The following is a 24,639-nucleotide window of genomic DNA, read 5'->3' as shown; positions in this document are numbered from 1 at the left end:
TGGGGGAACTTCGATCAGCATTGCAGATCACATCGGCGTTGCACATCAGGAGAGCGATGACGGCGACCGCGGCCGTCAGCGACCGGATGGGGGTGTGCCCGGCCGCCCGAATGGGCGACCGGGCAGGCGTGCAACCTCTTACAGCGTGATGTCGTCGACCTGTACGGCGACGGCGTCGGGGCTGAGGATGTTGGCGTTGTCGACGTCCACATCCACATCGGTCGAGTAGTCGTTGAACGAGTCGCTCACGTCGACGTCGGTCGAGTAGTCGTTGAACGAGTCGCTCACGTCGACGTCGACATCCCAGTTGTAGTCGTCGTTGTACGAATCGATCGTGTTGCCGATCGAGACGTCGCCGACCGAGACGTCGACCGACGAGTTGTCGATGTCGACATCGTCGCCTGCGGCGACTCCGCCATCACCGGAGTTGACCACCGCCTCATTGTCGAAGCTCTGCCCGACGTCGCCGCCTGCAGCGATGTTCTGGTTGACCGACTGGTCGAGCACCGTCGAACGGTTGTCGATCTCGATGCTCGTGCTGCCGCCGCTCGCGAGTGCGCTCGGGCCGCCGCCCTCGCCCTCGCCCATGCTTCCGACGATCGTGAGGTCGCCGAACCCGACGTTGTACTGCCGGACGCCCGCGTTGATCGAGTGGTCGTTCAGCGTCGTGTTTCCCGAGTCGTGGATCGAGTTGTCGTTGTACGAGTCGTGGATCGAGTTGTCGGAGTTGTCCGAGTTGTCCGAGTTGTCGGAGTTGTCGGAGTTGTCCGAGTTGTCGTTGTACGAATCGTTCGTCGAGTTGTCCGAGTTGTCGGAGTTGTCGGAGTTGTCCGAGTTGTCCGAGTTGTCGTTGTTCGAGTCGACGGTGTTGTCGTTCAGCGAGTCGACGGTGTTGTCGTTGAACGAGTCGAGGTTGTTGTCGTTCAGCGAGTCGACGGTGTTGTCGTTGAACGAGTCGACGTTGTTGTCGCTGATCGGCACCGCAACGTTCACGTTGAACGAGTCGCGGACTCGAGACCACACGTTGTTGTCATCGAAAGCCATGAGTGTGTTCCTTCGCTTCCCCGGACGCTCTCACGCCCTGTTGTCGGTTACGCGACCACGCTACGAGCGAGGTGCGTTCGTCGGCATCGGGGGCTGTCCCGAGGGTTCGCGGGTCGACGTAGGGGGCTCGGGCACCCGATCAGGGGGCCGGAGGGGGGCAGCTCATGGGCTGGAACGGATCGCGCCGAAGACTACTGGTCGTCGAGCGTGCGTCCGGCGGAGCACCGGGTCTCTGCGGCCGTCTGGCCCGTGACGTCACTCGGCAGGGCCTCGACCGTCGGCGCGGGGGCTGCGGGGTCGGCCGGCGCGTCGGCGACGGGCTCGCCTTCGGCAGGAGCCTCGGCAGGCGGGATCACGTTGGGGTCGCCTGCAGAAGCGAATGCCGACTCCTGGGCCGTCGCGTCGAAGGTCACCGGCAAGTCGTTCTGCAGCGCAGTCCTGACGTACTCCGCCGAGCTCGTCGGCGCGACCGCCCCGCCGCCTTCGACGTAGGCCGTGGGGTACTGGATGAACGCGATCTTATTGAGATCGGTGTCTTTCAGCGCCTTCGCGATCGAGATCATGCGCGTCGGATCCAGGAGGCTGTCGGAGAGCTGCATGTTGGCCAGTGCGGCCTTGGCGATCGAGTAGAGCTTCACCGGGTCGCCGAGCGTGCCGTTCGACTGCAGCGTGCGAGCAAGCGACGAGAGGAAGACCTGCTGGTTCGAGATGCGAGCAAGGTCGCTTCCGTCGCCGACGCCGTGCCGGGTGCGGAGGAACTGCAGCGCTGCGACGCCCGAGAGCGTGTGCGTGCCCGCCTCGAGGAACGTGCCGGTGTACTCGTCTTCGATGGGTTCGGCGACGCAGACGTCGACACCGCCCACCGCCTCGGAAAGCCCGGCGACCCCCATGAACTGCACGACTCCTGCGAAGAGGATGGGAATGCCGAGTTCGGCCTCGACGGTCTTCACGACGCAACCGAGACCACCGTAGGAGAGCACGGTGTTGATCTTCACACCTGACTGCTCGTAGAGCGTGCTGCTCGGGTCTTCGGGGTCGGCGCACTCGGGCACGTCGACGAGCATGTCGCGGGGAAAGCTCACCACGGAAGCGTTCGAGTGATCCTCAGAGATGTGGAGCAGCATGGTGACGTCGTTGAGGACGGCGGTCTCCTCATCGGGGTCGCCGAACGCTTCGCCCTGGCCCTGCCGGCTGTCGCTGCCGACGATGAGCATGTTCAGGCCACCCTCCATCGCCCCGACATCGGGGACGCCTTCGAGCACGTCCTCGTTGCCGAGCGTGACCGTCGGCTTCACCGTCTTGGCAAGATCCCATGCCGCGTACGCGGCGACCGCTGATCCGGAGACGAGCGCGACGGCCAGAACGGATGCGGTCGCCTTCCCGACGGTGCGCCAAGCGGAGCGTCGCTTCAGGCGCCCGTGACGGACGATGGGTGCGGACGCCGAAGCTCGACGGCTGCTGCGCAACTCTTCTGCCACCGGGGTCCTCTCGTGTCGTGTGGATCGTTCGGGCGGAGGGCGTGGGATTCGAACCCACGAGACATTTCTGCCCACTGGTTTTCAAGACCAGCTCCATCGGCCGCTCGGACAGCCCTCCATGCCCGCGCGACGCTCCCGGAGGTGCTCGATCGTGCAGGCAGGCCCCGATTCTAGCCGAAGCATGTTCCAGCCAGCCTCGCAGGCCTGTCTGAAAAGGTGCTGAGGCTTCGGCGTCACCCCTCGTTGGCGCTCGAGCACCGCACCTCGGCGGCGCTCTGCCCGGTGACGTCGTCGGGCAGCACCACGGGCGCGTCAGGGGTGACGGGGGCCTCGGGCTCCGCCGGAGCCGCCGGGTCGGGCGCCGGTGCGGCCGCAGTCGGGTCGGCGACCGTGCCGAACTCGGATCCGGACGTGGCGTTCGGATCGATGGCCACCGGCCGATCGGCCTGCAGGTCGGCGTTGAGCTGAGCGGCCGACTCCGCGGGGAGCACCGCCGTGCGGTCGTCGTTGTACCCGGTCGGGTACTGGATGAACGCGACCTTCGACAGATCGACGTCCTGCAGTGCCCTCGCGATCGAGACGAGCTTGATCGGGTCCTGCAGGGCGGGCGACAGGCTCATGTTCGAGGTCGCGGCCTTCGCGATGGAGTACAGCTTCGTCGGGTCGCTGAGCGTGCCGTCGGCCTGCAAGGTGCGCATCAGGGAGGCGAGGAAGATCTGTTGGTTCGAGATGCGGCCGAGGTCGCTCCCGTCGCCGACGCCGTGCCGAGAGCGCAGGAATGCGAGCGCGTCGTAGCCGGCGAGGGTGTGCGTGCCGGCATCGAGATGCAGCCCCGCGTAGTCGTCGTCGATGCGCTCCGCAACGCACACCTCGACGCCGCCGACTGCCGTGCTGAGCGCCGCAACCCCGTCGAACTGCACGACGCCGCCGACCGGGATCTGCACACCGGTGAGCGCTTCGACGGTTTTCGCGACGCAGCCGATGCCGCCGTGACCGAGCACGGTGTTGATCTTCACGCCCGACATCGCCGAGAGCGGTTCGCCCTCCGGGTCCTCGGGGTCTGCGCACTCGGGCACCGGCACGATCATGTCTCGGGGGAAGCTGACGACTTCGACATGCGAATGGTCCTGCGAGATGTGCAGCAGCATGTTGACGTCGTTGAGTTCGGCCGACTCCTCTTCGGGATCTCCGAACGCGCCGCTCTCGGGGCGCTTGTCACTGCCGACGAGGAGGAAGTTGAGACCGCCCTCCATCGCACCGATGTCGGGCACGCCGTCGAGCAGGTGCTCGCTCTCGAGCTCCGTGCCGGGCGCGACCGACTGCACCAGATCGATCGCGGCGTATGCGACGACCGAGGTGGCGCTCACGGCGAGCACAGCGATGACGGATGCCGCGAGCTTCAGATATGTCGATGCGGGACCGCGCTTCGGCAGTCGACCGTGCCTCGGCACCGACGCCTGCCCAGTGGCATCCGCTCGTTGGTCGTCCGTTTCGCTCATCGCACCCCTCCGACGCGGCCGATTCTATGCCGACGGCCTTCGAGCCTCCCGACAACGCCGCGAACCGCGAGGCGTCAGGGCAACGAGTGGAGCACCGCCGCCAGGCCGGCGTCGTCGACCGAACCGCCCACCTCGTTCGCGGCCTCGCGCACCTCGTCGGGCGCCTGGCCCATCGCGACGGCGCGGCCGGCGGCCCCAGCCCACGCGAACATCTCGAGGTCGTTGCGCCCGTCGCCGGCGGCCAGAACGCGATCGATCGGCAGTTCGAGCCAGCCTCGGACCCGTTCGAGCGCGGTCGCCTTGTTGACGCCGTCGGGGGCGATGTCGAGCCACGCGGTCCAGCCGATCGCGTAGCTCACGTGATGCAGCCCCATCTGGTCGACGATGCCGAAGAACTCGTCGAGCCCGTGCTCGAGGCTCGTGACGACGACGCGGGTGGCACGCTGGTCGAGCAGCTCCTCGAAGCGCACCTCGCGGGCGTTCTCGAGGTTCCACTCCGTCATGCCCTCGGTGTAGAGGCGGTAGCCGTCGGGCAGTTCGACCATGAACTTGCCGGACGGCAGAAACCCGCGGATGCGCTCGAGCACCTGCGTCGGGTCGAAGGTCTCGACATGACGGCGGACGTATCCATCGGGCGCCGAGTCGTCGCGCTGCATCGTGATCGCGCCGTTCGCGCACACGACGTACTCGGGGTTCAGCCCCAGCTGGTCGAGCACGGGCGCGGTCGTCGCCCATGATCGCCCGGTCGCGAGCGTGACCACGTGACCTCGATCGCGCGCCGCCGCGACGGCGTCGACGACGGCGGGGTCGATCGACCCGTCTTCGTGCATGATGGTGCCGTCGACGTCGAGCGCGACGAACCACTGCTCGTCGACGTCGAGCCGCGGCATCCGCTCGATGCTCATGCGATCGGCTCGAGCACCTCGAGGCCGCCGAGGTAGCCGCGAAGCGCCTCGGGCACCACGACCGAGCCGTCGGCCTGCTGGTGCGTCTCGAGGATCGCGACGAGCCAGCGCGTCGTCGCGAGCGTTCCGTTGAGCGTCGCGACCGGGGCCGTCTTGCCGCTCTCGGTGCGGTGCCGGATGTCGAGGCGACGAGCCTGGAACGTCGTGCAGTTCGAGGTGGAGGTCAGCTCGCGGTACGCGTTCTGCGTGGGCACCCAGGCCTCGACGTCGTACTTGCGGGCCGCGCTCGACCCCAGGTCGCCGGCCGCGGTGTCGATCACCCGGTACGAGAGCCCGAGGTCTTGCAGCATCCCCTCCTGCCAGGCGAGCAGGCGCTCGTGCTCGGCCTCGGCGTCGGCCGGGTCGATGTAGGTGAACATCTCGAGCTTGTTGAACTGGTGGACCCTGATGATGCCCCGGGTGTCCTTGCCGTGGCTGCCGGCTTCGCTGCGATAGCAGGTCGACCAGCCCGCGTAGCGGATGGGGCCGTTCGAGACGTCGATGATCTCGTCGGCGTGGTAGCCGGCGAGCGCGACCTCGCTCGTGCCCGTGAGGTAGAGCTCCTGCTCGGGCAGGTAGTAGACCTCGTCGGAGTGAGCGCCGAGGAACCCGGTGCCCTGCATGATCTCGGGCCGCACGAGCGTCGGCGTGATGAGCGGGGTGAAGCCCCCCGCGATCGCCCGATCGAGGCCCATGTTCATGAGCGCGAGTTCGAGGCGGGCGCCGATGCCCTTGAGGTAGTGGAAGCGCGCGCCCGAGACCTTCGCGCCGCGCTGCATGTCGATCGCGTCGAGCAGCTCGCCGATCTCGAGGTGGTCGCGCGGCTCGAAGTCGAACGCCGGGATCTCGCCGACCTCGCGCAGCACGACGAAGTCGTCTTCGCCGCCGGCCGGCACCCCGTCGATGACGACGTTGCCGAGCCGCTGCACGGCGAGCGTGAACTCGGCCTCGGCGTCGCTCGCGGCCTGGTTGGCGGCCTTCACCCGGGCGGCGAGCTCCTGCGCCTCGGCCACGAGGGCGGCCTTGGCGTCTTTCGGAGCCTGCGCCACCTGCTTGCCGAAGGCGTTCTGCTCGGCGCGGAGCGCTTCGAAGACCGTGATCGCGGTGCGCCGCGCGGCGTCGGCCTCGACGGCCGCGTCGACGAGCGCCACGGACTCCCCACGGAGCTCTTGCGAGCGCTTGATGAGGTCGGGGTTCTCGCGAAGCAGCACGGGATCGATCACCCGAGCAAGTCTAGCGGCGGCATCCGACGGCCTGATCTGCGGTTCCGCCGATCCCGCGGCCGCGGGCGACGGGGTGAATTCCCGGCGCGATGCAATACCGTTGGCTGCGTGACGGCAGACCAGCAGGGGGCGGCGGATGTCGCGGGTGCACGCCCGCGCGCGGCCGTGATCTTCAACCCCACGAAACAGGGGGTCGAGACCCTGCGCGCAGCGGTCGCCTCGGCCGAGGAGCGACAGCACTTCGCCCCGTCACTCTGGATCGAGACGGCGGCGGACGACCCCGGCAAGGGCATGGCACGCGAGGCCCTCGAGGCGGGCGTCGACCTCGTGATCGCCGCGGGCGGCGACGGCACCGTGCGCTCGGTCGCCGCCGGCCTGCGCGGCACCGGCGTGCCCCTCGGGCTCGTGCCGATCGGCACGGGCAACCTCTTCGCCCGCAACCTCGAGATCCCCGTCAACGACCAGGCCGACGCCGTCGTGCTCGCCTTCGCCGGCCTCGATCGCGCCGTCGACATCATCGTGGCCGACATCACCCGGCCCGACGGGTCCGACGAGACCCACGTCTCCCTCGTGATGAGCGGCATCGGCATCGACGCCGCGATGATCTCGAACACGAACCCCGACCTGAAGAAGCGCGTGGGCTGGCTCGCCTATGTCGACGCGGGCCTGCGGGCGCTGCCCGCGTCGAAGCCGTATCGCGTCGTGCACCGGCTCGACGTCGGCCGGCACCACCGCTCGAAGGTCTCGAGCATCCTCGTCGCGAACCTCGGCTACCTGCCCGGCAACATCGAGTTGATCCCCGACGCAGAGATCGACGACGGCAAGCTCGACGTCGTCGTGCTGGCGCCCCGCAACCTGTTCGGCTGGCTGCTCATCTGGCGCAAGGTCACGTGGGAGAACCGGGTGCTGCGGAAGTCGGCGCTCGGCCGCCAGTTCCTCGACCTCACGGGCGGCAACCGGCGCAGCGAGATCGTCTACCTGCGCGGCCGCGTGGTCGACCTCGAGATCGACGGCGACGCCGAGGAGTTCGAGATCGACGGCGACGAGTTCGGGCTCGTGACCGCGGCGCGGTTCACGGTCGATCCGGCCGCGCTGATCGTGCGCGTGCCGCACTGACGGACGCGGCGCCTAGGTCCCCGACCGGAGCGCCTGCACGGGTTGCAGCCCGGCTGCCCTGACCGCGGGGTAGGTTCCGAAGACCACGCCCATCCCGACCGAGATTCCGGCGGCGAGCAGCACGGTCGGAAGGTCGATGAGCGGCGCCACTCCATTGATGTCGAACCGGGTGATGAGCAGCGCGAGCAGCACGCCGAGCGCTCCGCCGGCCGTGCTGACGATGGTCGACTCCACGAGGAACTGCCCGGCGATCCACGGCCGTCGGGCACCGAGGGCCTTCCGGACTCCGATCTCGCGGGTTCGCTCGCGGACGGAGAGCAGCATGACGTTGGTGACCCCGATCCCCGCCACGGCGAGGCTGATGGCGGCGACCCCGGCGAGCATGTCGGAGAGGCTCTCGCTCGCACCGCCGAGCGCTGACCGGATGTCGTCGGGAGAGATGAAGGTCGGCGGTGGCGACGATGCGCCACCGCGTGCCGACAGCACCGCGGTGATCTGCGCCATCGCGTCGTTGACGGCGTTCGGCGTTCGGGCGGAGACCACGATGCCGGAAAGCGGTCCGAAGCCGGTGATCCGGCCCTGCACCGTGTCGATCGGGGCGTACAGGGTGCCGCCGTACGTGAGCCCGAGTCGGGCGGCACCCGCCGGCTCCTCGACCACCCCGACGACGGTGAACGGGGTGGCACCGGCGATGACGGTCGAGCCGACGGCGGACCGGCCTGGCGTCAACGCCTGCTCGGCGGTCGCGTCGAGGACCGCGACCGCGTGCCCGAGGTCGTCGGCGGTGAGGAAGCGGCCGCTGCTGAGCTTCGAGTTCTTGATCGCGAAGTAGGGCTTCGTGGTTCCGACGACGGTGAGGTTCGCCGACGTCCGATCCACGAGTGCCTTCGTCTGCCCGATCACCGTCGGCGCGACCTCGTCCACGGCGGGAGCGACGCTGCTGTCGCGGATTGCGTCAGCATCCTCGAACGTCAGCTGGCTCGGGGCCGTCTCGCTCCATCCCGGCTGCACCTCGATCGACGACGCGCCGAGGGCCGCGACCTGATCGGTGACCTGCTTCGTGGCCCCGTTGCCCACGGCGACCAAGGTGATGACGGAGCCGACCCCGATCATGACCATGAGCATGGTCAGCACCGCACGGGTGAGGTTGCCCCTGACCCCGAGGTACGCGGCGGTGAGGAAGTCGATGATGTTCATATCAGCACACGTTCCCGGTTCCGGTAGGTCTCCGCGATCCGGCCGTCCCTGACGACGACGACGCGTTCCGCTCGCGCCGCGACATCGTCCTCGTGCGTGATCGCCACGATGGTCGTTCCGAGCCGGTGCAGCTCGTCGAAGATCCCGAGCACGTCTTCGGTGGCCTTCGAGTCGAGGTTGCCGGTCGCCTCATCGGCGAGGACGAAGGCCGGTTCGTTGACGATCGAACGCGCGATCGCGACGCGTTGCTGCTGCCCGCCCGACAGCTGGTTCGGGCGGTGATGGGCTCGATCCCCCAGACCGACCCGGTCGAGGGCGGCCATCGCGAGCCGACGCCGCCGCTCTCGCGGGACGCGGGCGTAGACGGCGGGAAGCTCCACGTTCTGCCTGGCGGTGAGCGCCGGGATGAGGTTGAAGGACTGGAACACGAATCCGATCCGCTCGTTCCTGATCCGGGCGATCTGTCCCTCCGACAACTCGGAGACCGGGGCCCCCGCGATCGTCAGCGAGCCCGTGGTCGGCGCGTCCAGGCATCCGAGGATGTTGAGCAGGCTCGACTTTCCGGCCCCCGACGGCCCGACGATCACCACGTACTCGCCGGCGGCGACCGTCAGATCGATGTCGCGGAGGGCGTGAACCTCGTCGCCCGAATCGGTGACGTGCACGCGGCCCACCCCCTCGAGCTGGATCGCCGGTGCGACGTTCATTGCGCCGCCCCCAATTCGAGTCCCGTGTCCGCGTCGTCCCCGGTCTGCGTGGGCTGGCCGGTGGGGATGTCGATGATCACCGTGTCGCCCGGCTTCACACCGGACTTGATCTCGGTCTTGCCGTCCCCGGTCACGCCGGTCTTCACCTCGACGAACGTGACCGCGCCCTTCGCGGTTCGCATCCGAACGCCCCCGGACCCCGGCTCGGTCTCGGTGATCGCCTCGCTCGGGAGGGTGGGAACGTCCTTCGCTTCAGCGACGACGATCTCGACGAACGCGGTGAGTCCGAGTCTCGGGTTCTTCGGCACCTCGTTGAGCTTGACGGAGACCGGGTAGCTGACGACGCCGTCCGTCGCCGATGCAGGAGTCGGCGAGACGATCGTGACCTCGCCCGTGATCATCTCGTTGCCTGCCCCCGGCAGGCTGATCTTCGCCGCCTGCCCGACGGCGACCTTCGTCACGTCGAGCTCGGAGACCGCGACGGTGATCATCCACGACGAGGTGTCGGAGATCTGGATGAATCCGGGGCTGTTGCTCGCAGCGGCCTGCGCCTGCCCGGCTCCAGCCTGGCTGTTCCCGCCCCCAGCGGCGGCGGAGCCGATGGTCCCGTTGATCGCGGTGACCACCCCTCCGATGGGCGCCTTCAGGGTGGTCTGCGTGCGCGCGGACTCCGCCGCAGCGACGTCACGGGCTGCGTCATCGCGTGTGCGGACGGCACCGCCGATCTCGGTCTCGGAGGTCGCGGCCGCGGTTTCGGCCTCACGGACCGCCTGCTGGGCGGCGGCGATCTTCGCGGGCCGATCCTCGCTCGGAACCCCCTCGACCGGAGCGGCCACGGGGGCCTGCGCCGCGACCTGGAGTGCAGTGCGGGCGGCGTCGAGCGCTCCTCGGGCACGGGCGGCATTGGCGCGGGCGGTCTCGACGGCCTGGCCGGCGGCCGCATGCGCGCCCCGCGCCTTCTCGAGATCGCGATCCGCGGCGGCCGGGTCGATCGTCGCAAGGTCCTGCCCCGCTGTGACGGTCTGACCGAGCGTCACGGCGATTCCCGTCACCGTCCCGGCGGAGGCGAACGACGCGTTCGCCGTGGACACTGCGGCCAGCGCCCCCTTGCCGCTGACGGTCGAGACGACACTCGATCGCTCGACGACTGCGGTCGCCTCGCTCGATGGGTTCGGGGCAGCGGCAGGGGTGAGCGAGACGACGGCGATCGTCGCGGCGGTCGCCACCGTCAGGCCGACCGCAGTTCCAACGACCCACCACTTGCGTCTGTTCACGGCGGCATCTCCTTCCGAGCACGCCGTGTTCGGCCTGCCCGCCTTCAACGTTGCCCGCCGACATGGCGACGGAACACCCGCCGATCGCCGGTTCCTCGCCCGCCGGTCGACCAGTTCTCACCCAGCGGCATGGCCGAGGCGGGCACCAGCTCCGTATCGTGGATCTCGACAGAGGAGGCCGAATGATCAGGGTGGTCGTCGTCGATGACGAAGCGCTCGTGCGTTCCGGATTCCAGTTGATACTGGGGGCCGCGGACGACATCGAGGTCATCGCCGCGGTCGACGGTTCCGAGGCGTTCGCCGCGATCGAACGTGGTCGACCGGATGTCGTCCTGCTCGACATCCGGATGCCGGGCCGGAGCGGGCTCGAGATCCTCGCTGACGTGCAGACGCTCGCCGACCCGCCGGTCGTCGCGATGTTGACGACCTTCGATACCGAGGAGCACATCTCCCGCGCACTCGCCGGCGGCGCGATCGGCTTCCTCCTGAAGGACACGGATCCCGAGCACCTGCCCGTGCTGGTCCGGGCGCTCGCATCAGGAGGGGTGGTGCTCTCGCCCCAGGTGTCGCACACCGTGGTGCACGGCTATGTCGACAGCACCGATCCCGAGGCCGCCGCTGCGCTCGGCGCCCTGACCGACCGCGAGCGACAAGTGCTGTCGCTGCTCGCGACGGGGTCTTCGAATGCGGAGATCGCCGGCCGGATGTTCCTGGGGGTCGGGACGGTGAAGGATCACGTCAGCTCGATTCTCGCGAAACTCGGCGTGACGACCCGTGTCCAGGCGGCACTCATCGCCGAGCGGGGCGGCCTGACATTCACGGAGTCCGAATGACGCGGCAGAGTCTGCGGGTGCATCCGGCCGTCGTGGAAGCGGTCGTCCTGGCGTGCGCCGCCGCGGATGTCCTCTCCTCGGTCCCGTGGGAGACGCCGCTCAATACGGCGCTCGGCGCCCTCGCGGTCATCGGGCTTCCGCTGCGCCGCCGCCTCCCCTGGCTCAGCTTCGTGCTCACGCTCCCCGCGTTGTTCTTCACGACGACGCTCGTGCCCGTCCTGATCGCACTGTTCGCGGTTGCGGTGTCTCGAACACCGATCTGGGGGACGCTGATCGCGGGCGGGATCGTCTTCACGAGCCAGCTCCATCTCCCCTGGCTGAGCTGGGAAGACCCCGCTGGAACGACGTACACCTTCCTGTACGCGATGATGACGGCCGCTGCCCCGGTCGCCCTCGGCTGGCTCGTCCGGGCTCGGGCCGAGCTGTCGCAGAGCCTCGACCGGCTCAATGCCGCACTGGCGAACGCGCAGCAGCTCGCCGAGGAGGAGGCGATCGCCTCGGAGCGCACCCGGATCGCGCGCGAGATGCACGACATCGTCTCGCATCAGGTGAGTCTCATCGCCGTCCAATCGGGCGCGTTGCAGGTCTCGCATCCCGATCCGACGGTCGCCGAAGCCGCGCGCACCATCCGGTCGCTCGCGACGCGAACCCTGGATGAGCTCCGGCAGATGGTCTCCGTGCTCCGCGCACCGGATGCGGGCGGCGCCCTCATGGCGCCGCAGCCGACCGAGGCGGACATCCCGACGCTCATCGACGAGAGCGGGATCCCGACGGTCGTCGACCTCGAGCTGCCCTCGCCGCTGCCGCCCGGAGCCGGTCGAGCGCTCTACCGCGTCGTGCAGGAAGCCCTGACGAACGTCAGGAAGCACGCACCGGGCGCCACCGCCGAGGTTCGGGCTCGCTCCGACGGCCGCATGATCCGCCTCACGGTATCGAACTCGCCACCGACGCGGCCGCCGATGAACCTGCCCTCCTCGGGCCATGGCCTCATCGGCCTCCGCGAACGGGCGGAGGTGCTCCACGGCTCGCTCGAATCGGAGGCGAAGCCCGACGGGGGCTTTCTCGTGACCTTCACCTTCCCCGTCCGCGCCGAGCCGGGTTCGGGCTCGTGACCGCGGCGCGGTTCACGGTCGATCCGGTTGCGCAGGTCGTGCGCGTGCCGCACTGATCCTGCTGACCGCGCAGAGGGCGAGCAGGGCGACCGCCGACCACAGGGCCGCCTCGACCGCCGCGGTGGTGAGGATGTTCACGGTCTGCTGAACGGCCATCATCTGGACGAGCTCCTCATCCGGGGCGCCGTTCCAGTTGTTCAGGCGCCCGTCCGCCGTGAGCGTGACGTAGTAGGCGACGAGGAGGATGGCCGCCGCGATCATGCCGATCAGGCCGAGGAATGCCGGGTAGCGCGACACCGAGTCCGAGCGAAGTGGCGCCGAGCGGATGCGGCGCACGGTGAGCGCGGCGAGCAGCGCGACCGCGCCGAGGAGACCGACCCTGACGAGCGCCGGCGCCGCCATCCATGAGAGGTCGCGGAGCGCGTTGTTCTGCGACAGTCCCGTGTAGAGGTTCACGTCGTTGTTCACCGTCCAGATCAATGAGACGCCGACGACGACGAACGACCCGAGCAGCGCCCATGCCGCGATCAGCCAGGGCCGGAGCGTGCCCGCCGGACCGTCGGGTTCCGACTCGCCGGGCCCGAACTCCCGAACGAGCTGCTCGACGGCGCCGTCGACCTCCTCGGCCGCGCGCGGTTCCGCGGCAGCCGGTATCGGCAGTTGAGGAACACGGTCGACTCCCGGCGCCGGCGAGGGCGTCGATTTCGAAGCCTCCACCGAACGCGGTGGTGGCGCCGCGGCATCCGCTGCAACGCCCGACACGCCGTGCCCGTCGTACCCGCGCTGGTAGCGCGGGTCGAACCGCGGGTCGAGCCCGCTCGTGGCGTCGTCGCTCATGTCGGCTCCTCGAGTCGGGAGGGCGCAGTGCGAGACCGGCTCGCCGACGCGATCACCAGGACGCCGAGCAGGGCCGCGACGCCGACGAACGTCGCGACCGTCGGGACGAAGCCGGCGAGGCGCATGATGCGCGCCTGCCACTCCTGCTGCTCCGTCGGATCGCCCGTGGTCGTGATCCCCTGATCGGCAACGGTCAGCTGCACGCCCCACACGGTGCCGACGAGGCACAGCACGAGCAGCACCACGAGCGCGACGGCGGCGGGATTCGTCGCGAGCCGGCGGATCATGCCCGCGCCCCTGGCACCTCGGCCGGTCCGGCGCCTCGCGCAGGTCGCGACGACGACTGGGCACGGGCGCGCCGGATACCGCTCCACACGAGCATCACGACGATGCCGAGGAGCCCGGCCTGCAGCAACGGCGGCGCCACGCTCCACGAGAGCGTCTGGATCACGCGATCGGACTCGGTCGAGGGGCCGAAGTAGTTGAAGCTCGAGATGCCCGTCCAGAAGAGCGCCGCCCCGATGACGACGGCCGCCGCCGACACCGCCCAGGCCGTGAGGAACGGCAGGTCGGCCCTGGCCTCCGACGCGAGCTCCGCCTCGGAGACCCACCCCGCGAACAGCTCGGGGTCATCGTCGAGGTCTGCCGCGCGCGCCATCGTCGCAGCAGCGGGAGCGGGCGCGGGAGCGCGATCGTTCGCCGGCGCGATCCGCGCGCGTATCGACTCCGGCGGCTCGGGAACCCGCAACGCCGCCGGCACCGGCGGCGCTGCGGCATCCGCTGCACCTCCGGAGTACCCGCGCTGGTAGCGCGGATCGAACCGCGGGTCGATGCCGATCGTCGCTCCGTCGCTCACGAGACTCCTCGGGTCAGGGCGTCCCGATCAGTCGGGCTCGCCGCTCAAGAGGCCTCGCAACCAGTCGCGCGCCTCGATGAAGATGCCGTCATCGTACTTCGAGTGGTAGGCGACGGCCTGCTCGTCGGCGCGCGGATACGAGCCGAGGAAGATCACCTTCGGGCTCGTGCGGCGCAGGCCGAGCAGCGCGTCGGCGACGCGCTCGTCGGCGATGTGTCCGTCGACGTCGACGACGAAGCGATAGCGGCCGAGGGCGTCGCCGATCGGGCGCGACTGGATGAGCGAGAGGTTCACGCCGCGCGTCGAGAACTGCTCGAGCATCGCGAGCAGGGCGCCCGGTTCGTCATCGGGCAGCTCGACGATGAGGCTCGTCTTGTCGGCGCCGGTCGGCTCGGGCAGTTCGCGCGAGCGGCTGACGAGCACGAAGCGCGTCACGGCGTTGGGATTGTCGCCGATGTCGCGTGCGAGCACGTCGACGTCGAGGTGCTCGGTGATGCCGGGCGGCGCGACGGCCGCGTCGGCCTGGCTGCCTTCGAAGAGGGATGCCGCGGCTGCCACGTTGCTCGTCGCCGGAATGTGCCCGTGATCGGGGAGTTCGCGCTCGAGCCAGCCGCGCGACTGCGCGTAGGCCACGGGGTGGGCGTTCACGACCCGCACGTCGGCGAGCGCCGTGCCGGGCCGGGCGACGAGCACGAAGTTCACCGGCACGAGGTACTCGCCGAGGATCCGGAGCCCCGGCACGGTCGCGAGCGCGTCCTGCGTGGCCGAGACGCCGCCGTCGATCGAGTTCTCGATCGCGATCATCGCCGCGGTCGAGCGGCCGCTCGTAACGTCGGCGAGCGCTTCGCCGACGTTGTTCACCGCGCGCCAGTGCTTTCCGGATGCCGCGGCGACCTGCTTGAGCGCCGCCTCGGTGAAGGTGCCCGCCGGCCCCAGGTAGGAGTACGTCTCCTCGGGCGATGTGGGCGCGGCATCCGTCATGCAGCCAGCCTATCCACCGGGCCACGACCGAGCAGGCTAGCGTCGACACCGTGCGACGCCGTGCGACGCGCAAGTGAGGGGGCACCGATGACCACGATCGACGACCACCGGATCGTGCCGACCGACGTCGAGCGGCTCGCGGCGCTGCGCCGCATGAAGCGCGTCGCGACCGGGCTGCTCGTCGTGGCGGCCGTCGTCTTCGCGGTGTCGTTCGCACTGCAGGACGAGGTGCCGTGGCTCGCCTACGTGCGCGCGGCCGCCGAGGGCGCCATGGTCGGCGCGATCGCCGACTGGTTCGCGGTGACGGCGCTGTTCCGCCACCCGCTCGGCATCCCCATCCCGCACACCGCGATCATCCCGCGGCGCAAGGACGAGATCGGCGCGACCCTCGGCGCCTTCGTCGAGCACGAGTTCCTCTCCGACGAGGTCGTGCTCGGCAAGCTCCGCTCGATCGGCATCGCCCGCCGGCTCGGGGGCTGGCTCGCGACGCCGGCCAATGCCGAACGGCTCACCGCCGAGGCATCCGTCGCCGCACGCGGCGTGCTCACCCTGCTCGGCGACGACGACGTGGAGGACGTGATCGAGCGGCTCGCCCGCCGCCATCTCTTCGAGCCCGAGTGGGGCCCGGCGATCGGCCGGGTCGGTGCCCGGCTCGTGGCCGCCGACCAGCAGCGGGCCGCCGTCGACGCCGTGCTCGCGAAGGCCGAGGCCTGGCTCGAAGCGCACCCCGAGGCGTTCGGCAGCATGGTCTCCGACCGGCTCCCCCGCTGGCTGCCCGGCTTCGTCGACCGACTCGTCGACGACCGCGCCTCCCGCGAGGTGCTCGCCTTCGTACGGGCGGTGCGCGCCGATCCGGGGCATCCGCTGCGCTACGCGATCGACCGCTACCTCGCCGAGCTGGCCGACGACCTGCAGCACGACCCGGCGATGATCGCCCGGGTCGAGCAGCTCAAGGCCGAGCTGCTCGAGAGCCCTCGGGTGCGCGAGTTCGCCGGCGAGGCCTGGGCCTCGGTCAAGGCGACGCTCGACGCCGCGCTCGCCGACCCGTCGAGCGAGCTGCGGGCCGGGCTGTCCTCCGCGGTCGTCGAGGTGGGCGCGCGCCTCGTCGCCGACGAGGGCCTCGCCGCGAAGGTCGACACCTGGGTGACGGATGCCGCGGCCTACGTCGTGCGTAACTACCGCCACGAGATCGCAGGGGTCATCACCGAGACCGTCGAGCGCTGGGACCCGCGGGAGACCACCGAGAAGCTCGAGCTGCAGGTGGGACGCGACCTGCAGTTCATCCGCATCAACGGCACCGTGGTCGGCGCACTCGCCGGGCTCGCCATCTACTCGATCGCGACTGCGGTGCACGCCCTCGTCTGAACCGGCGCGCGGTGCCAGACTGGTCGCATGCACGAGCGCGCAGGCACCCCGGCCATCGAATCCGACCTCATCGACGTCGAGGCCCTCGTCAGGGCCTACTACGAGCTGCATCCCGATGCCTCGGTTCCCGAGCAGCGCGTGGCGTTCGGCACCTCGGGGCACCGCGGCTCCGCCTTCAACACGGCGTTCAATGAAGACCACATCCTCGCGATCACGCAGGCGATCGTCGAGTACCGCGCGTCGCAGGGCATCACCGGCCCCCTGTTCATCGGCGCCGACACGCACGCTCTGAGCGCCCCTGCGCAGACGACCGCGCTCGACGTGCTCGTGGCCAACCGGGTGCGCGTGCTCGCCGACGAGTTCGACGACTACGTTCCGACCCCGGCGCTCTCGCACGCCATCCTGAAGTGGAACAACGACCCGGAGCGGCGCGCCGAGGGCGAGGCCGACGGCATCGTCATCACTCCGTCGCACAACCCGCCGCAGGACGGCGGGTTCAAGTACAACCCGCCGCACGGCGGCCCGGCCGACTCCGATGCCACCTCGTGGATCGCGGCACGCGCCAACGAGCTCATCGCCGGCGGCCTGAAGGACGTCAAGCAGGCCGAGCCCAGCGGGGTCGAGACGTACGACTTCCGCGGCAACTACGTCGACGACCTCGCGAGCATCATCGACTTCGACGCGATCCGCGAATCGGGCATCCGCATCGGCGCCGATCCCCTCGGCGGGGCGTCGGTGTCGTACTGGGGCGCGATCCGCGACCGCTACGAGCTCGACCTGACCGTCGTGAACGAGCGCGTCGACCCGGCGTGGTCGTTCATGACCCTCGACTGGGACGGCAAGATCCGCATGGACCCGTCGTCGCCGAGCGCGATGGCCTCGGTGCTCGCGCACGAGGGCTACGACATCCTCACCGGCAACGACGCCGACGCCGACCGGCACGGCATCGTCACGCCCGACGGCGGCCTCATGAACCCCAACCACTACCTCGCGGTCGCGATCGAGTACCTCTTCACGCACCGGCCCGAATGGCGAGCGGATGCCGCGATCGGCAAGACCCTCGTCTCGAGCTCGATGATCGACCGGGTCGCCGCGGCCCTCGGCCGGCGTCTCTGGGAGGTGCCGGTCGGCTTCAAGTGGTTCGTGCCCGGCCTCGTTGACGGCTCGGTCGGCTTCGGCGGCGAAGAGAGCGCTGGCGCCTCGTTCCTGCGCTTCGACGGCACGGTCTGGACCACCGACAAGGACGGCATCCTGCTGTGCCTGCTCGCCTCCGAGATTCGCGCCGTCACCGGCGAGTCCCCCTCCGCGCTCTACGCGGACCTCGTCGAGCGCTTCGGCGATCCGGCCTACGAGCGCACGGATGCCGCGGCATCCGCTGCCCAGAAGGCCGCCCTCGGCAAGCTCGACGGCGACGCGATCTCGGCGACCGAGCTCGCCGGCCAGCCGATCACGGCGAAGCTCTCGCACGCACCGGGCAACGGCGCGGCGATCGGCGGCGTGAAGGTCGAGACGGCTGACGCGTGGTTCGCGGCCCGGCCGAGCGGCACTGAAGACGTCTACAAGATCTACGCCGAGTCGTTCGAGGGCGCCGAGCACCTGCGACTCGTGCAGGCCGAGGCGAAGGCGATCGTCGACGCGGCCCTCGGGGGCTGACCTACTTCAGCGAGAAGTAGGTGACGCTGCCGCCGCCCGAGGCGAGCGCCTCGTCGACGTTCCAGTAGTCGGCGTCCTTCGTGTGGCCGCCGACCCAGACGGCGGTGCCGTTCGCGGTGTGCTCGACGCGCGTGACGACGGCGGTGTGGTCGCGGTCGCCCGAACCGTCCCAGTCGAACTGGGCGATGTCGCCGACCTTCACGAGCCCGCGCTGCGAATCGTCGAGCGGGGTCGCGAGGTCGGGGCGGCCGTACAGCCAGTCGCGCATGGCGGTCGAACTCGACCAGCTCGGCGACATCGCACCGGTCGCCTGGTCGTAGTACCAGCCGGCGTCCATGGCCCAGCCGCGGGCGACGAGCGACTGGCTCGTGAAGTTCGCGCAGTCGACACCGCTCAAGACGGTGTACTGGGCGGTGTTGTAACTGCTCCAGTAGGTGAGCACGTATCCGACCTGCGCATCGATCGCGGGGTTCGACGTGTACGTCAGCGTGAGCGACGTCGTGGGCGCGTGCACCGCGGCCTCGTCGATCCCGGTGAGCTGGGCGGCGAGGGAGGCGGGGGCCGCGGCTCCGGCGACCGTCGCGGTGCCGGGGGTGGCGACGGCGATCGGTGCGCCTGCGGCATCCGTGAACGCCACGGCCACCTCGCCGAGCGCGGTGTCGGCGACGGCGGGGACCTGGAAGGTCAACTGCTCGGCGGTCGCGGCGACGATGGGTGCCGCGACGCCGCCGACGGCGACCTGGGCGACCTGGTCGAGCTGCTCGCCGGCCACGGTGACCTGCGTGCCGCCGGTGAACGGCGCGGCGGCCGTCGAGAGGCCGCTCGTGACCGTCGGACGCTTCGCGATCGAGACCGGGGCGTTGATGACGTCGCCGGCGGACGCGGCGGACGCGGCGGCGACCGAGCTCTGCTGGGCGGCGGCGAGCCTCGTCTCGTCATCGGCCGACGCGGCGGCGACGGCGCCGAACGCGCTGACGCTGAGGATCGCGCTCGCGCAGCCGAGCGCCATGAACCGGCGCGGTGCACCGCTCGACGGGCGGCGGTTGCGCACGCGCTCGGCACGGTGCCGCGCACGGCGGTCGGCACGGCGTTCGAGCTCGGTCGCCTCGGCCCGGGTCGCGCCGGCGACGGGCGTCGCAGCCGTGTCGGCGGTCACGCTCGGCTCCGGGGCCGACTCGAACCCGGGGTCGCCGGACGACGGGGCCCGATAGGTCGAGCGGCGTCGTGCGGGGGGTTCGGCGGGCGCGGAGGCAGACGAGAAGAAGGGGAAGGGCACAGGGGGATTCCGGGTACGTGATCGGGGGGGAAGTTCACCACCCCATCACGTGAATTTGTGAGGAAGCCTCTCAAACTCTGGGAAGCCGGTGAGAGCGCGCTCTCACCGGAAATCCGGGGCTCGCCATCACGACGCGGCGCACGGTTGCCGATCCGATGCAGAACTGTTCTAGTATTTATAGAACAGTTTGAAAGGTTGTACCGATGCTGATCCGAGTCGATCCCGCGAGCGACACGCCGATCTTCGCCCAGATCGTCGCGTCCGTCCACGCCGATGCCGCTGCCGGGCGCCTCGGCGCAGGCGACCGCCTGCCGTCGGCTCGCGATGTCGCGGGCGCGCTCGGCGTCAACCTGCACACGGTGCTTCGCGCCTACCAGCAGCTTCGCGACGAGGGGCTCGTCGACATGCGTCGTGGCCGCGGCGCCGTCGTCACCGAGGCCGTCGAGCCCCTCGCGCACCTGCACCACGACATCGCAGCGCTCGGCGCCCGCGCCCGCACCCTCGGCCTCGCCGCCGACACCCTCGCCGCCCTCGTGAAGGAGACCTACCGATGACCGCGCCAACCGACGTCCGCACCGCCCGCCGCCGCTTCCTGCTGATCGGCTGCGCGCTGCCGGCGATCCTCACCCTCGTCGCCGTCGGGCTCATGGTCGCGTGGCTCCCCCAGGTGCCGCCGACGGTCGCCACGCACTGGAGCGGGAGCGGCCCCGACGGGTTCGGCCCCGCGTGGTCGGTCCCGCTCGGCACGGCCGTGCTGGGGTTCGGACTCGTGGCGCTCTTCGCCGGCATCATGCTCGTCGGCACGCGTGACGGCCGGTGGGGCCCGATGCTGCGGCTGCTCGCCGCCATCTCGATCGGCACCAACGTGCTGCTGGTCGTCGGCCTCACCTGGTCGTTCGGAATGCAGCGCGGACTCGACGATCCGCTCGACGCACCCGGCATCGGGATGCAGATCCTAGTGAGCGCCGTGCTCGCCATCGCGGCGGGCCTCGGCGGATGGTTCGCACAGCCGAACGTCACGACCGACGGACGCACACCGGCGCGCGCCGTCGAACCGCTCGACCTCGCCGCCGGCGAGCGAGCGGTCTGGGTGCGCACCACCACGATGACGCGGGGCGGCATGCTCGCGATCGTCGCGAGCATCGTCGCACTCGCGATCGGCACCGTCGTCGTCGCCGCCACCGGTTCCGCGGCCTGGTGGGTGATGCTCGGCGTCACCGTGCTGCTCGTGGTCCTCGCCGCCGCGACGTTCGTGTTCCGGGTCCGCGTCGACGACCGCGGCCTCGTCGTCCGCTCGCCCCTCGGCATCCCGCGCTTCGGCGTGCCGCTCGCCGATGTCGAGGCGGTCGCCGTCACGAACGTGCACCCGACGGCGGAGTTCGGCGGCTGGGGCATCCGCCTCGCGCCCGACGGCGCGTTCGGCATCGTGCTCCGTGCCGGCGAGGCAGTCCAGGTCACCCGCCGGAACGGCCGGCGGTTCGTCGTGACCGTCGATGACGCCGCCACCGCGGCCGCCCTGCTCGAGGCGCTCAGCGCACGGGAGCGCGTCGACCCGACTGCTCGCTGAGACCCGCGCGGCGGGCACGAGCACCGGCGATCACGAGCGGCACGAGCACGAGCAGGGCCACGACGTTCACCCCTGCGAAGCCCGCCGCGCCCAGCACCACCCCCGACAGGGCAGCGGATGCCGCGGCCGCGAGGTTCATCGCGGCATCAGTCGCGCCCTGCAGCGGAACCCGGATCGACGGCTCGACCGAGGTCGTGAGCAGCGTCGACCCGCCGATGAGCCCGCACGACCAGCCGAGGCCGAGGAGGCCGAGCGCCAGCGGCACGAGCAGCATGTCGTCGGCGGGCGCGAGGATGCCGATGAGCGCGGCGCTCGTGAGGATGCCGACGCCGATGACGATCACCCGCGGGGGGCCGATGCGGTCGACGAGCCACCCCACGAGCGGGCTGGCGCCGTACATGCCGATGATGTGGATGCTGATGACGACGCCCACGAGCGAGAGCGAGAGGCCGTGCGCGGTCATGTGCACCGGGGTCATCACCATGACGCCGACCATGACGGTGTGGGAGCACACGATGGCGAGGATCGCGAACAGCGAGCGCGGTTCGCGGACGGCGATGCGGAACGCGGCCCAGGCCCCGATCGGCTCGGCCGCGGGCGCCGCTCCCCCGGCGTCGGCGACGTGATCGGGGGCGAGTTCGTCGGCCTGCGTCGCAGCGACGTCGGGAGCGCTGCTCGCGGCATCCGTCGCCATCGTGCCGGGCTTCGGCAGACGGAGGAGCGTCGCCACGAGCAGGGTCGAGAGCGCGAACGCCACGCCCGAGAACAGGAACGGGCCGACGAGCGGCGGCAGGCCGAGCGCGATGCCGACGGTGTCGCCCGTGGCCGAGAGCAACGGGCCGGCCACCGAGCCGATGGTCGTCGCCCAGAGCACGATCGACATCGAGCGCGCCTCGAACCCGGCGGCCGCGACCTCGGTCGCTGCGAAGCGCGCCTGCAGGCCCGCGGCGCTGCCGGCGCCGAACGCGGCCAGGCCGAGGAAGACGAGCGGCACCCACCCGCTCGCGGCGGCCGCGATCACGAGCACGGCTCCGGTCATGGCGAGCGCATACCCGGTCGCCAGGGCGACGTGGCGGCCCGAGCGCACTGCGAGCCGGGCGAGCGGGATGGCGACGATCGCGGCGCCGAGCACGCTCGCCGACTGGGCGAGGCCGGCGAGGGCGACGACGCCGGTGAGCTCTTCGACGAGGAGCGCCGCGACGGCGATGCCCGAGGCCACGCCGACGCCGGCGAGGAGCTGGTTGACGACCAGCACGGTGAGCGAGAGGCCGCGATGCGGCACGCGCTCACTCATACTCGGGCGCTGCAGGCAGGCCGAAGAACTCCTCGAGCGTCGTGACGCCGGTGTCGTGCATCTCGGTCGCGAGCGGCACGCCGACGTAGCGGTAGTGCCACGGCTCGAACTCGTAACCCGTGACGGGCGTCTTGTCGGCCGGGTAGCGCAGGATGAAGCCGAACCGCCAGGCGTTGTCGCGCAGCCAGATGCCCTCGTCGGTGTCGGCGAAGCACGCGTCGAGCGAGCAGTCGCCGCTCTCGGCGCCGATGTCCATCACGAGTCCGGTCTGGTGCTCGCTGAACCCCGGCCGCGCGGTCAGCAGGTCGTCGCCGTCGTAGATCTCCTCCTGCGAGCTGTACGAGCGGAACGCGCTGTTCGAGGCGAGGGTGAGGTCGGCCTCGTCGGACGCGGCCTGGAACATCGCGACGACCGCGTCGGCGGCCTCCTGACGCATCATCGGCTCCCACGTGTGCGGCACGTCGACCTCGACGAGGTCCTCGGGCTCGAAGTCCTGCGGGTTCATCGGGCGGAGCTTGTCGACGACCACCCAGATGCTGTTCGGGTCGTCGATGGAGTGCGCCGTGCGGTCGAAGGTGTCGACGGCGGCGGGCTCCTGCGCAGCGCCCGACACCGGTCGAGGGGTCGCACTCTCCGTCGAATCGGATGCCCCGGCACTCGTCGATCCCGCGGCCGGACCGCCGGAGACGGCGCCGATCACGACGACGGCGACGGCGATCAGGGCGAGGCTCAACGAGCCGGCGATCACGAGTCGACGCTTCTGCCCCGCCTCGTCGGACGGGTTCTGGCGCTCACTCGATGACACCGTGCGAGTCTACGCCGGACGTGCTGAACGCTCGCCGAGCCGCCCTTCCACCGCGCACAGCGGGTTCGTTCGCGGTCCCGCGAACACGCCGTGAGAGCGCTCTCTTGACAGGAGGCCATCCGACTGCATAGAGTCACCTCTCGAATCGTGAGAGCGCTCTCACCGTTTCGGACGAGAGCGCTCTCACGCACTGTGACACATTCCCGCCCACGCACACACAAAGGAGTGACCGTGAAGCTCTCACGCCACACGAAGGTTGCCGCAGCCGTAGCCGGCGCAGCGACCATCGCCCTCCTCGCATCCGCCTGTTCGACAGGTGGCGGCGACGAGACCGACGGCGACATCACCCTGACCGTCACCACGTTCGGCACGTTCGGATACGACGACCTGTACACCGAGTACGAGGCCGCCAACCCCGGCGTCACGATCGAGGCCACCAACATCGACACCGGCGGCAACGCCCGCACCGACGCGTTCACCAAGCTCGCCGCAGGCTCGGGCCTCTCCGACGTGGTGGCGATCGAGGAAGGCTGGCTCGGCGCGATCATGGAGGTCTCCGACCAGTTCGTCGACCTCGCCGACTACGGCATCGCCGACCGCAAGGGCGACTGGGTCGACTGGAAGTACGAGCAGGCGACCGACCCCGAGGGCCGGGTCATCGGCTACGGCACCGACATCGGCCCGACGGGCATCTGCTACAACGGGCCCGCACTCGAGGCCGCGGGCATCGCGAGCGACCGCGAGAGCGTCGCCGAGCTGCTGAACGGCGACTGGGCGCACTACTTCGACGTGGGCCGCCAGTACCAGCAGGCGACCGGCAAGGCGTGGTTCGACCACTCCGGCTTCGTCTGGAACTCGATGGTCAACCAGATGCCCGAGGGCTACTACACGGCCGACGGCGAACTGAACGTCGAGGACAACGCCGACCTCAAGGCGAACTACGACCTGCTCGCGGCAGCGGTCGGCGACGGCCTCTCGGCCGCGCAGACGGCATGGGACTGGAACGGCGGCAAGTCGTTCGTCGACGGCACCTTCGCGACCTTCATCTGCCCGGGCTGGATGCTCGGTGTCGTCGAGGGTCAGGTCGAGACCGGCGGCGGCGACGCCTCGACCGGTTGGGACTTCGCCGACGTCTTCCCCGGCGGCGCAGCCAACTGGGGCGGCGCGTTCCTCTCGGTTCCCGAGACCTCGGAGCACAAGGAAGCCGCGGCCAAGCTCGCCGACTGGCTCACGCAGCCCGAGCAGCAGGTGAAGCAGTCCGCTGCCGCCGGCAACTTCCCGAGCACCGTCGAGGCGCAGACGACCCTCGCCGAGGAGGCGACGCCGAACGAGTTCTTCAACGGCGCCCCCACCGGAGCGATCCTCGCCGCCCGCGCAGAGGGTGTCGTCGCCCAGTTCAAGGGCCCTGACGACTCGGTCATCCAGGAGAACGTCTTCGGCCCGCCGCTGTCGGCGCTCGACCGCGGCGAGGTCGACGCCGCCGCCGCCTGGGACCAGACGATCGAGCTGCTCCACGAGCTCGTCGGCGAGTAGTCCCACCTGAGGAATCGGAGGGCCCTCGGGCGCACCGCCCGAGGG

The 24,639-nt window shown here is 70.3% G+C and carries 23 protein-coding genes and 1 tRNA gene; 8 read left to right on the top strand and 16 right to left on the bottom strand.

The window, feature by feature from the left end; translation table 11 throughout:
* Positions 1–138: 138 nt before the first annotated feature.
* From ACFTQE_RS09175 to serS, 6 genes are all read right to left on the bottom strand, one after another.
* Positions 139–1,044 (bottom strand): hypothetical protein, encoded by a 906-nt coding sequence (locus ACFTQE_RS09175; protein ID WP_376924763.1) that lies wholly within the window; start codon positions 1,042–1,044, stop codon positions 139–141.
* Positions 1,045–1,235: 191 nt separating this feature from the next.
* Positions 1,236–2,522, bottom strand: coding sequence for an LCP family protein (locus tag ACFTQE_RS09170; RefSeq protein ID WP_376924762.1), 1,287 nt, complete (start codon positions 2,520–2,522; stop codon positions 1,236–1,238).
* A 33-nt stretch (positions 2,523–2,555) separates the two neighbouring features.
* A tRNA-Ser gene (locus ACFTQE_RS09165) sits at positions 2,556–2,640 on the bottom strand.
* Positions 2,641–2,755: 115 nt separating this feature from the next.
* Positions 2,756–4,021, bottom strand: coding sequence for an LCP family protein (locus ACFTQE_RS09160; protein ID WP_376924761.1), 1,266 nt, complete (start codon positions 4,019–4,021; stop codon positions 2,756–2,758).
* 74 nt (positions 4,022–4,095) lie between these two features.
* On the bottom strand, positions 4,096–4,926 hold the full coding sequence (locus tag ACFTQE_RS09155) for an HAD family hydrolase (RefSeq protein WP_376924760.1): 831 nt from the start codon (positions 4,924–4,926) through the stop codon (positions 4,096–4,098).
* Positions 4,923–6,188, bottom strand: a complete 1,266-nt coding sequence (serS, locus tag ACFTQE_RS09150) for a serine--tRNA ligase (RefSeq protein ID WP_376924759.1) — start codon at positions 6,186–6,188, stop codon at positions 4,923–4,925. The genes ACFTQE_RS09155 and serS overlap by 4 nt, the downstream gene beginning before the upstream one ends.
* A gap of 108 nt (positions 6,189–6,296) precedes the next feature.
* Here serS and ACFTQE_RS09145 point away from each other — a divergent pair, with 108 nt between their 5' ends.
* A complete protein-coding gene (locus ACFTQE_RS09145; RefSeq protein WP_376924758.1) occupies positions 6,297–7,304 on the top strand; it encodes a diacylglycerol/lipid kinase family protein in 1,008 nt (335 codons plus the stop codon).
* A 12-nt stretch (positions 7,305–7,316) separates the two neighbouring features.
* Here ACFTQE_RS09145 and ACFTQE_RS09140 read toward each other — a convergent pair whose 3' ends face one another.
* The 3 genes from ACFTQE_RS09140 to ACFTQE_RS09130 are packed head-to-tail and all read right to left on the bottom strand — an operon-like array spanning position 7,317 to position 10,482.
* Complete coding sequence (locus ACFTQE_RS09140) at positions 7,317–8,501, bottom strand: ABC transporter permease (RefSeq protein ID WP_376924757.1); 1,185 nt, start codon at positions 8,499–8,501, stop codon at positions 7,317–7,319.
* Positions 8,498–9,208 carry an ABC transporter ATP-binding protein gene (locus ACFTQE_RS09135; protein WP_376924756.1) on the bottom strand — a complete coding sequence of 237 codons (711 nt, stop codon included), beginning with the start codon at positions 9,206–9,208 and terminating at the stop codon, positions 8,498–8,500. Before ACFTQE_RS09135 ends, ACFTQE_RS09140 begins: the two co-directional genes overlap by 4 nt.
* Positions 9,205–10,482: an efflux RND transporter periplasmic adaptor subunit gene (locus ACFTQE_RS09130; protein WP_376924755.1), complete on the bottom strand. Its 1,278-nt coding sequence runs from the start codon at positions 10,480–10,482 to the stop codon at positions 9,205–9,207. The genes ACFTQE_RS09135 and ACFTQE_RS09130 overlap by 4 nt, the downstream gene beginning before the upstream one ends.
* Before the next feature lie 182 nt (positions 10,483–10,664).
* On the opposite strand from ACFTQE_RS09130, the gene ACFTQE_RS09125 reads away from it, so the two are divergent.
* Both ACFTQE_RS09125 and ACFTQE_RS09120 read left to right on the top strand, forming a co-directional pair.
* Positions 10,665–11,315: a response regulator gene (locus ACFTQE_RS09125; protein ID WP_376924754.1), complete on the top strand. Its 651-nt coding sequence runs from the start codon at positions 10,665–10,667 to the stop codon at positions 11,313–11,315.
* Positions 11,312–12,427 carry a sensor histidine kinase gene (locus tag ACFTQE_RS09120; protein WP_376924753.1) on the top strand — a complete coding sequence of 372 codons (1,116 nt, stop codon included), beginning with the start codon at positions 11,312–11,314 and terminating at the stop codon, positions 12,425–12,427. The genes ACFTQE_RS09125 and ACFTQE_RS09120 overlap by 4 nt, the downstream gene beginning before the upstream one ends.
* A 12-nt stretch (positions 12,428–12,439) precedes the next feature.
* Here the strand turns inward: ACFTQE_RS09120 and ACFTQE_RS09115 are convergent, their stop codons facing one another.
* From ACFTQE_RS09115 to pheA, 4 genes are read right to left on the bottom strand one after another with little or no spacing between them, the layout of a single operon-like run.
* Positions 12,440–13,264 (bottom strand): hypothetical protein, encoded by an 825-nt coding sequence (locus tag ACFTQE_RS09115; protein WP_376924752.1) that lies wholly within the window; start codon positions 13,262–13,264, stop codon positions 12,440–12,442.
* Positions 13,261–13,551 carry a hypothetical protein gene (locus tag ACFTQE_RS09110; protein ID WP_376924751.1) on the bottom strand — a complete coding sequence of 97 codons (291 nt, stop codon included), beginning with the start codon at positions 13,549–13,551 and terminating at the stop codon, positions 13,261–13,263. Before ACFTQE_RS09110 ends, ACFTQE_RS09115 begins: the two co-directional genes overlap by 4 nt.
* Complete coding sequence (locus ACFTQE_RS09105) at positions 13,548–14,120, bottom strand: hypothetical protein (protein WP_376924750.1); 573 nt, start codon at positions 14,118–14,120, stop codon at positions 13,548–13,550. Before ACFTQE_RS09105 ends, ACFTQE_RS09110 begins: the two co-directional genes overlap by 4 nt.
* A 27-nt stretch (positions 14,121–14,147) precedes the next feature.
* The gene (gene pheA / locus ACFTQE_RS09100) at positions 14,148–15,101 is read right to left on the bottom strand and encodes a prephenate dehydratase (protein WP_375836537.1); all 954 of its coding nucleotides are present in this window, start codon (positions 15,099–15,101) and stop codon (positions 14,148–14,150) included.
* A gap of 87 nt (positions 15,102–15,188) precedes the next feature.
* On the opposite strand from pheA, the gene ACFTQE_RS09095 reads away from it, so the two are divergent.
* On the top strand, positions 15,189–16,466 hold the full coding sequence (locus tag ACFTQE_RS09095) for a DUF445 domain-containing protein (protein ID WP_376924749.1): 1,278 nt from the start codon (positions 15,189–15,191) through the stop codon (positions 16,464–16,466).
* Positions 16,467–16,493: 27 nt separating this feature from the next.
* Positions 16,494–18,119, top strand: a complete 1,626-nt coding sequence (pgm, locus tag ACFTQE_RS09090) for a phosphoglucomutase (alpha-D-glucose-1,6-bisphosphate-dependent) (protein ID WP_376924748.1) — start codon at positions 16,494–16,496, stop codon at positions 18,117–18,119.
* A 1-nt stretch (position 18,120) separates the two neighbouring features.
* Here the strand turns inward: pgm and ACFTQE_RS09085 are convergent, their stop codons facing one another.
* A complete protein-coding gene (locus tag ACFTQE_RS09085; protein ID WP_376924747.1) occupies positions 18,121–19,275 on the bottom strand; it encodes an amidase domain-containing protein in 1,155 nt (384 codons plus the stop codon).
* Positions 19,276–19,598: 323 nt separating this feature from the next.
* Here ACFTQE_RS09085 and ACFTQE_RS09080 point away from each other — a divergent pair, with 323 nt between their 5' ends.
* Positions 19,599–19,949 (top strand): GntR family transcriptional regulator, encoded by a 351-nt coding sequence (locus ACFTQE_RS09080; RefSeq protein ID WP_376924746.1) that lies wholly within the window; start codon positions 19,599–19,601, stop codon positions 19,947–19,949.
* The gene (locus ACFTQE_RS09075) at positions 19,946–20,962 is read left to right on the top strand and encodes a DUF1648 domain-containing protein (RefSeq protein ID WP_376924745.1); all 1,017 of its coding nucleotides are present in this window, start codon (positions 19,946–19,948) and stop codon (positions 20,960–20,962) included. Before ACFTQE_RS09080 ends, ACFTQE_RS09075 begins: the two co-directional genes overlap by 4 nt.
* On the opposite strand, the gene ACFTQE_RS09070 is transcribed toward ACFTQE_RS09075, so the two are convergent.
* Positions 20,925–22,256, bottom strand: a complete 1,332-nt coding sequence (locus ACFTQE_RS09070; protein ID WP_376924744.1) for an MFS transporter — start codon at positions 22,254–22,256, stop codon at positions 20,925–20,927. The genes ACFTQE_RS09075 and ACFTQE_RS09070 overlap by 38 nt on opposite strands.
* Positions 22,249–23,061 carry a M15 family metallopeptidase gene (locus ACFTQE_RS09065; RefSeq protein ID WP_376924743.1) on the bottom strand — a complete coding sequence of 271 codons (813 nt, stop codon included), beginning with the start codon at positions 23,059–23,061 and terminating at the stop codon, positions 22,249–22,251. Before ACFTQE_RS09065 ends, ACFTQE_RS09070 begins: the two co-directional genes overlap by 8 nt.
* 231 nt (positions 23,062–23,292) lie before the next feature.
* Between ACFTQE_RS09065 and ACFTQE_RS09060 the strand changes: the two genes are divergently transcribed.
* The gene (locus ACFTQE_RS09060; protein WP_376924742.1) at positions 23,293–24,594 is read left to right on the top strand and encodes an ABC transporter substrate-binding protein; all 1,302 of its coding nucleotides are present in this window, start codon (positions 23,293–23,295) and stop codon (positions 24,592–24,594) included.
* Positions 24,595–24,639 lie beyond the last annotated feature (45 nt).

This window comes from Agromyces sp. NPDC056965 (assembly GCF_042673425.1).
Classification (GTDB): domain Bacteria; phylum Actinomycetota; class Actinomycetes; order Actinomycetales; family Microbacteriaceae; genus Agromyces.
Note: the sequence above shows the minus strand (reverse complement) of the source record. Positions and strands in the feature narration are given on the sequence as shown.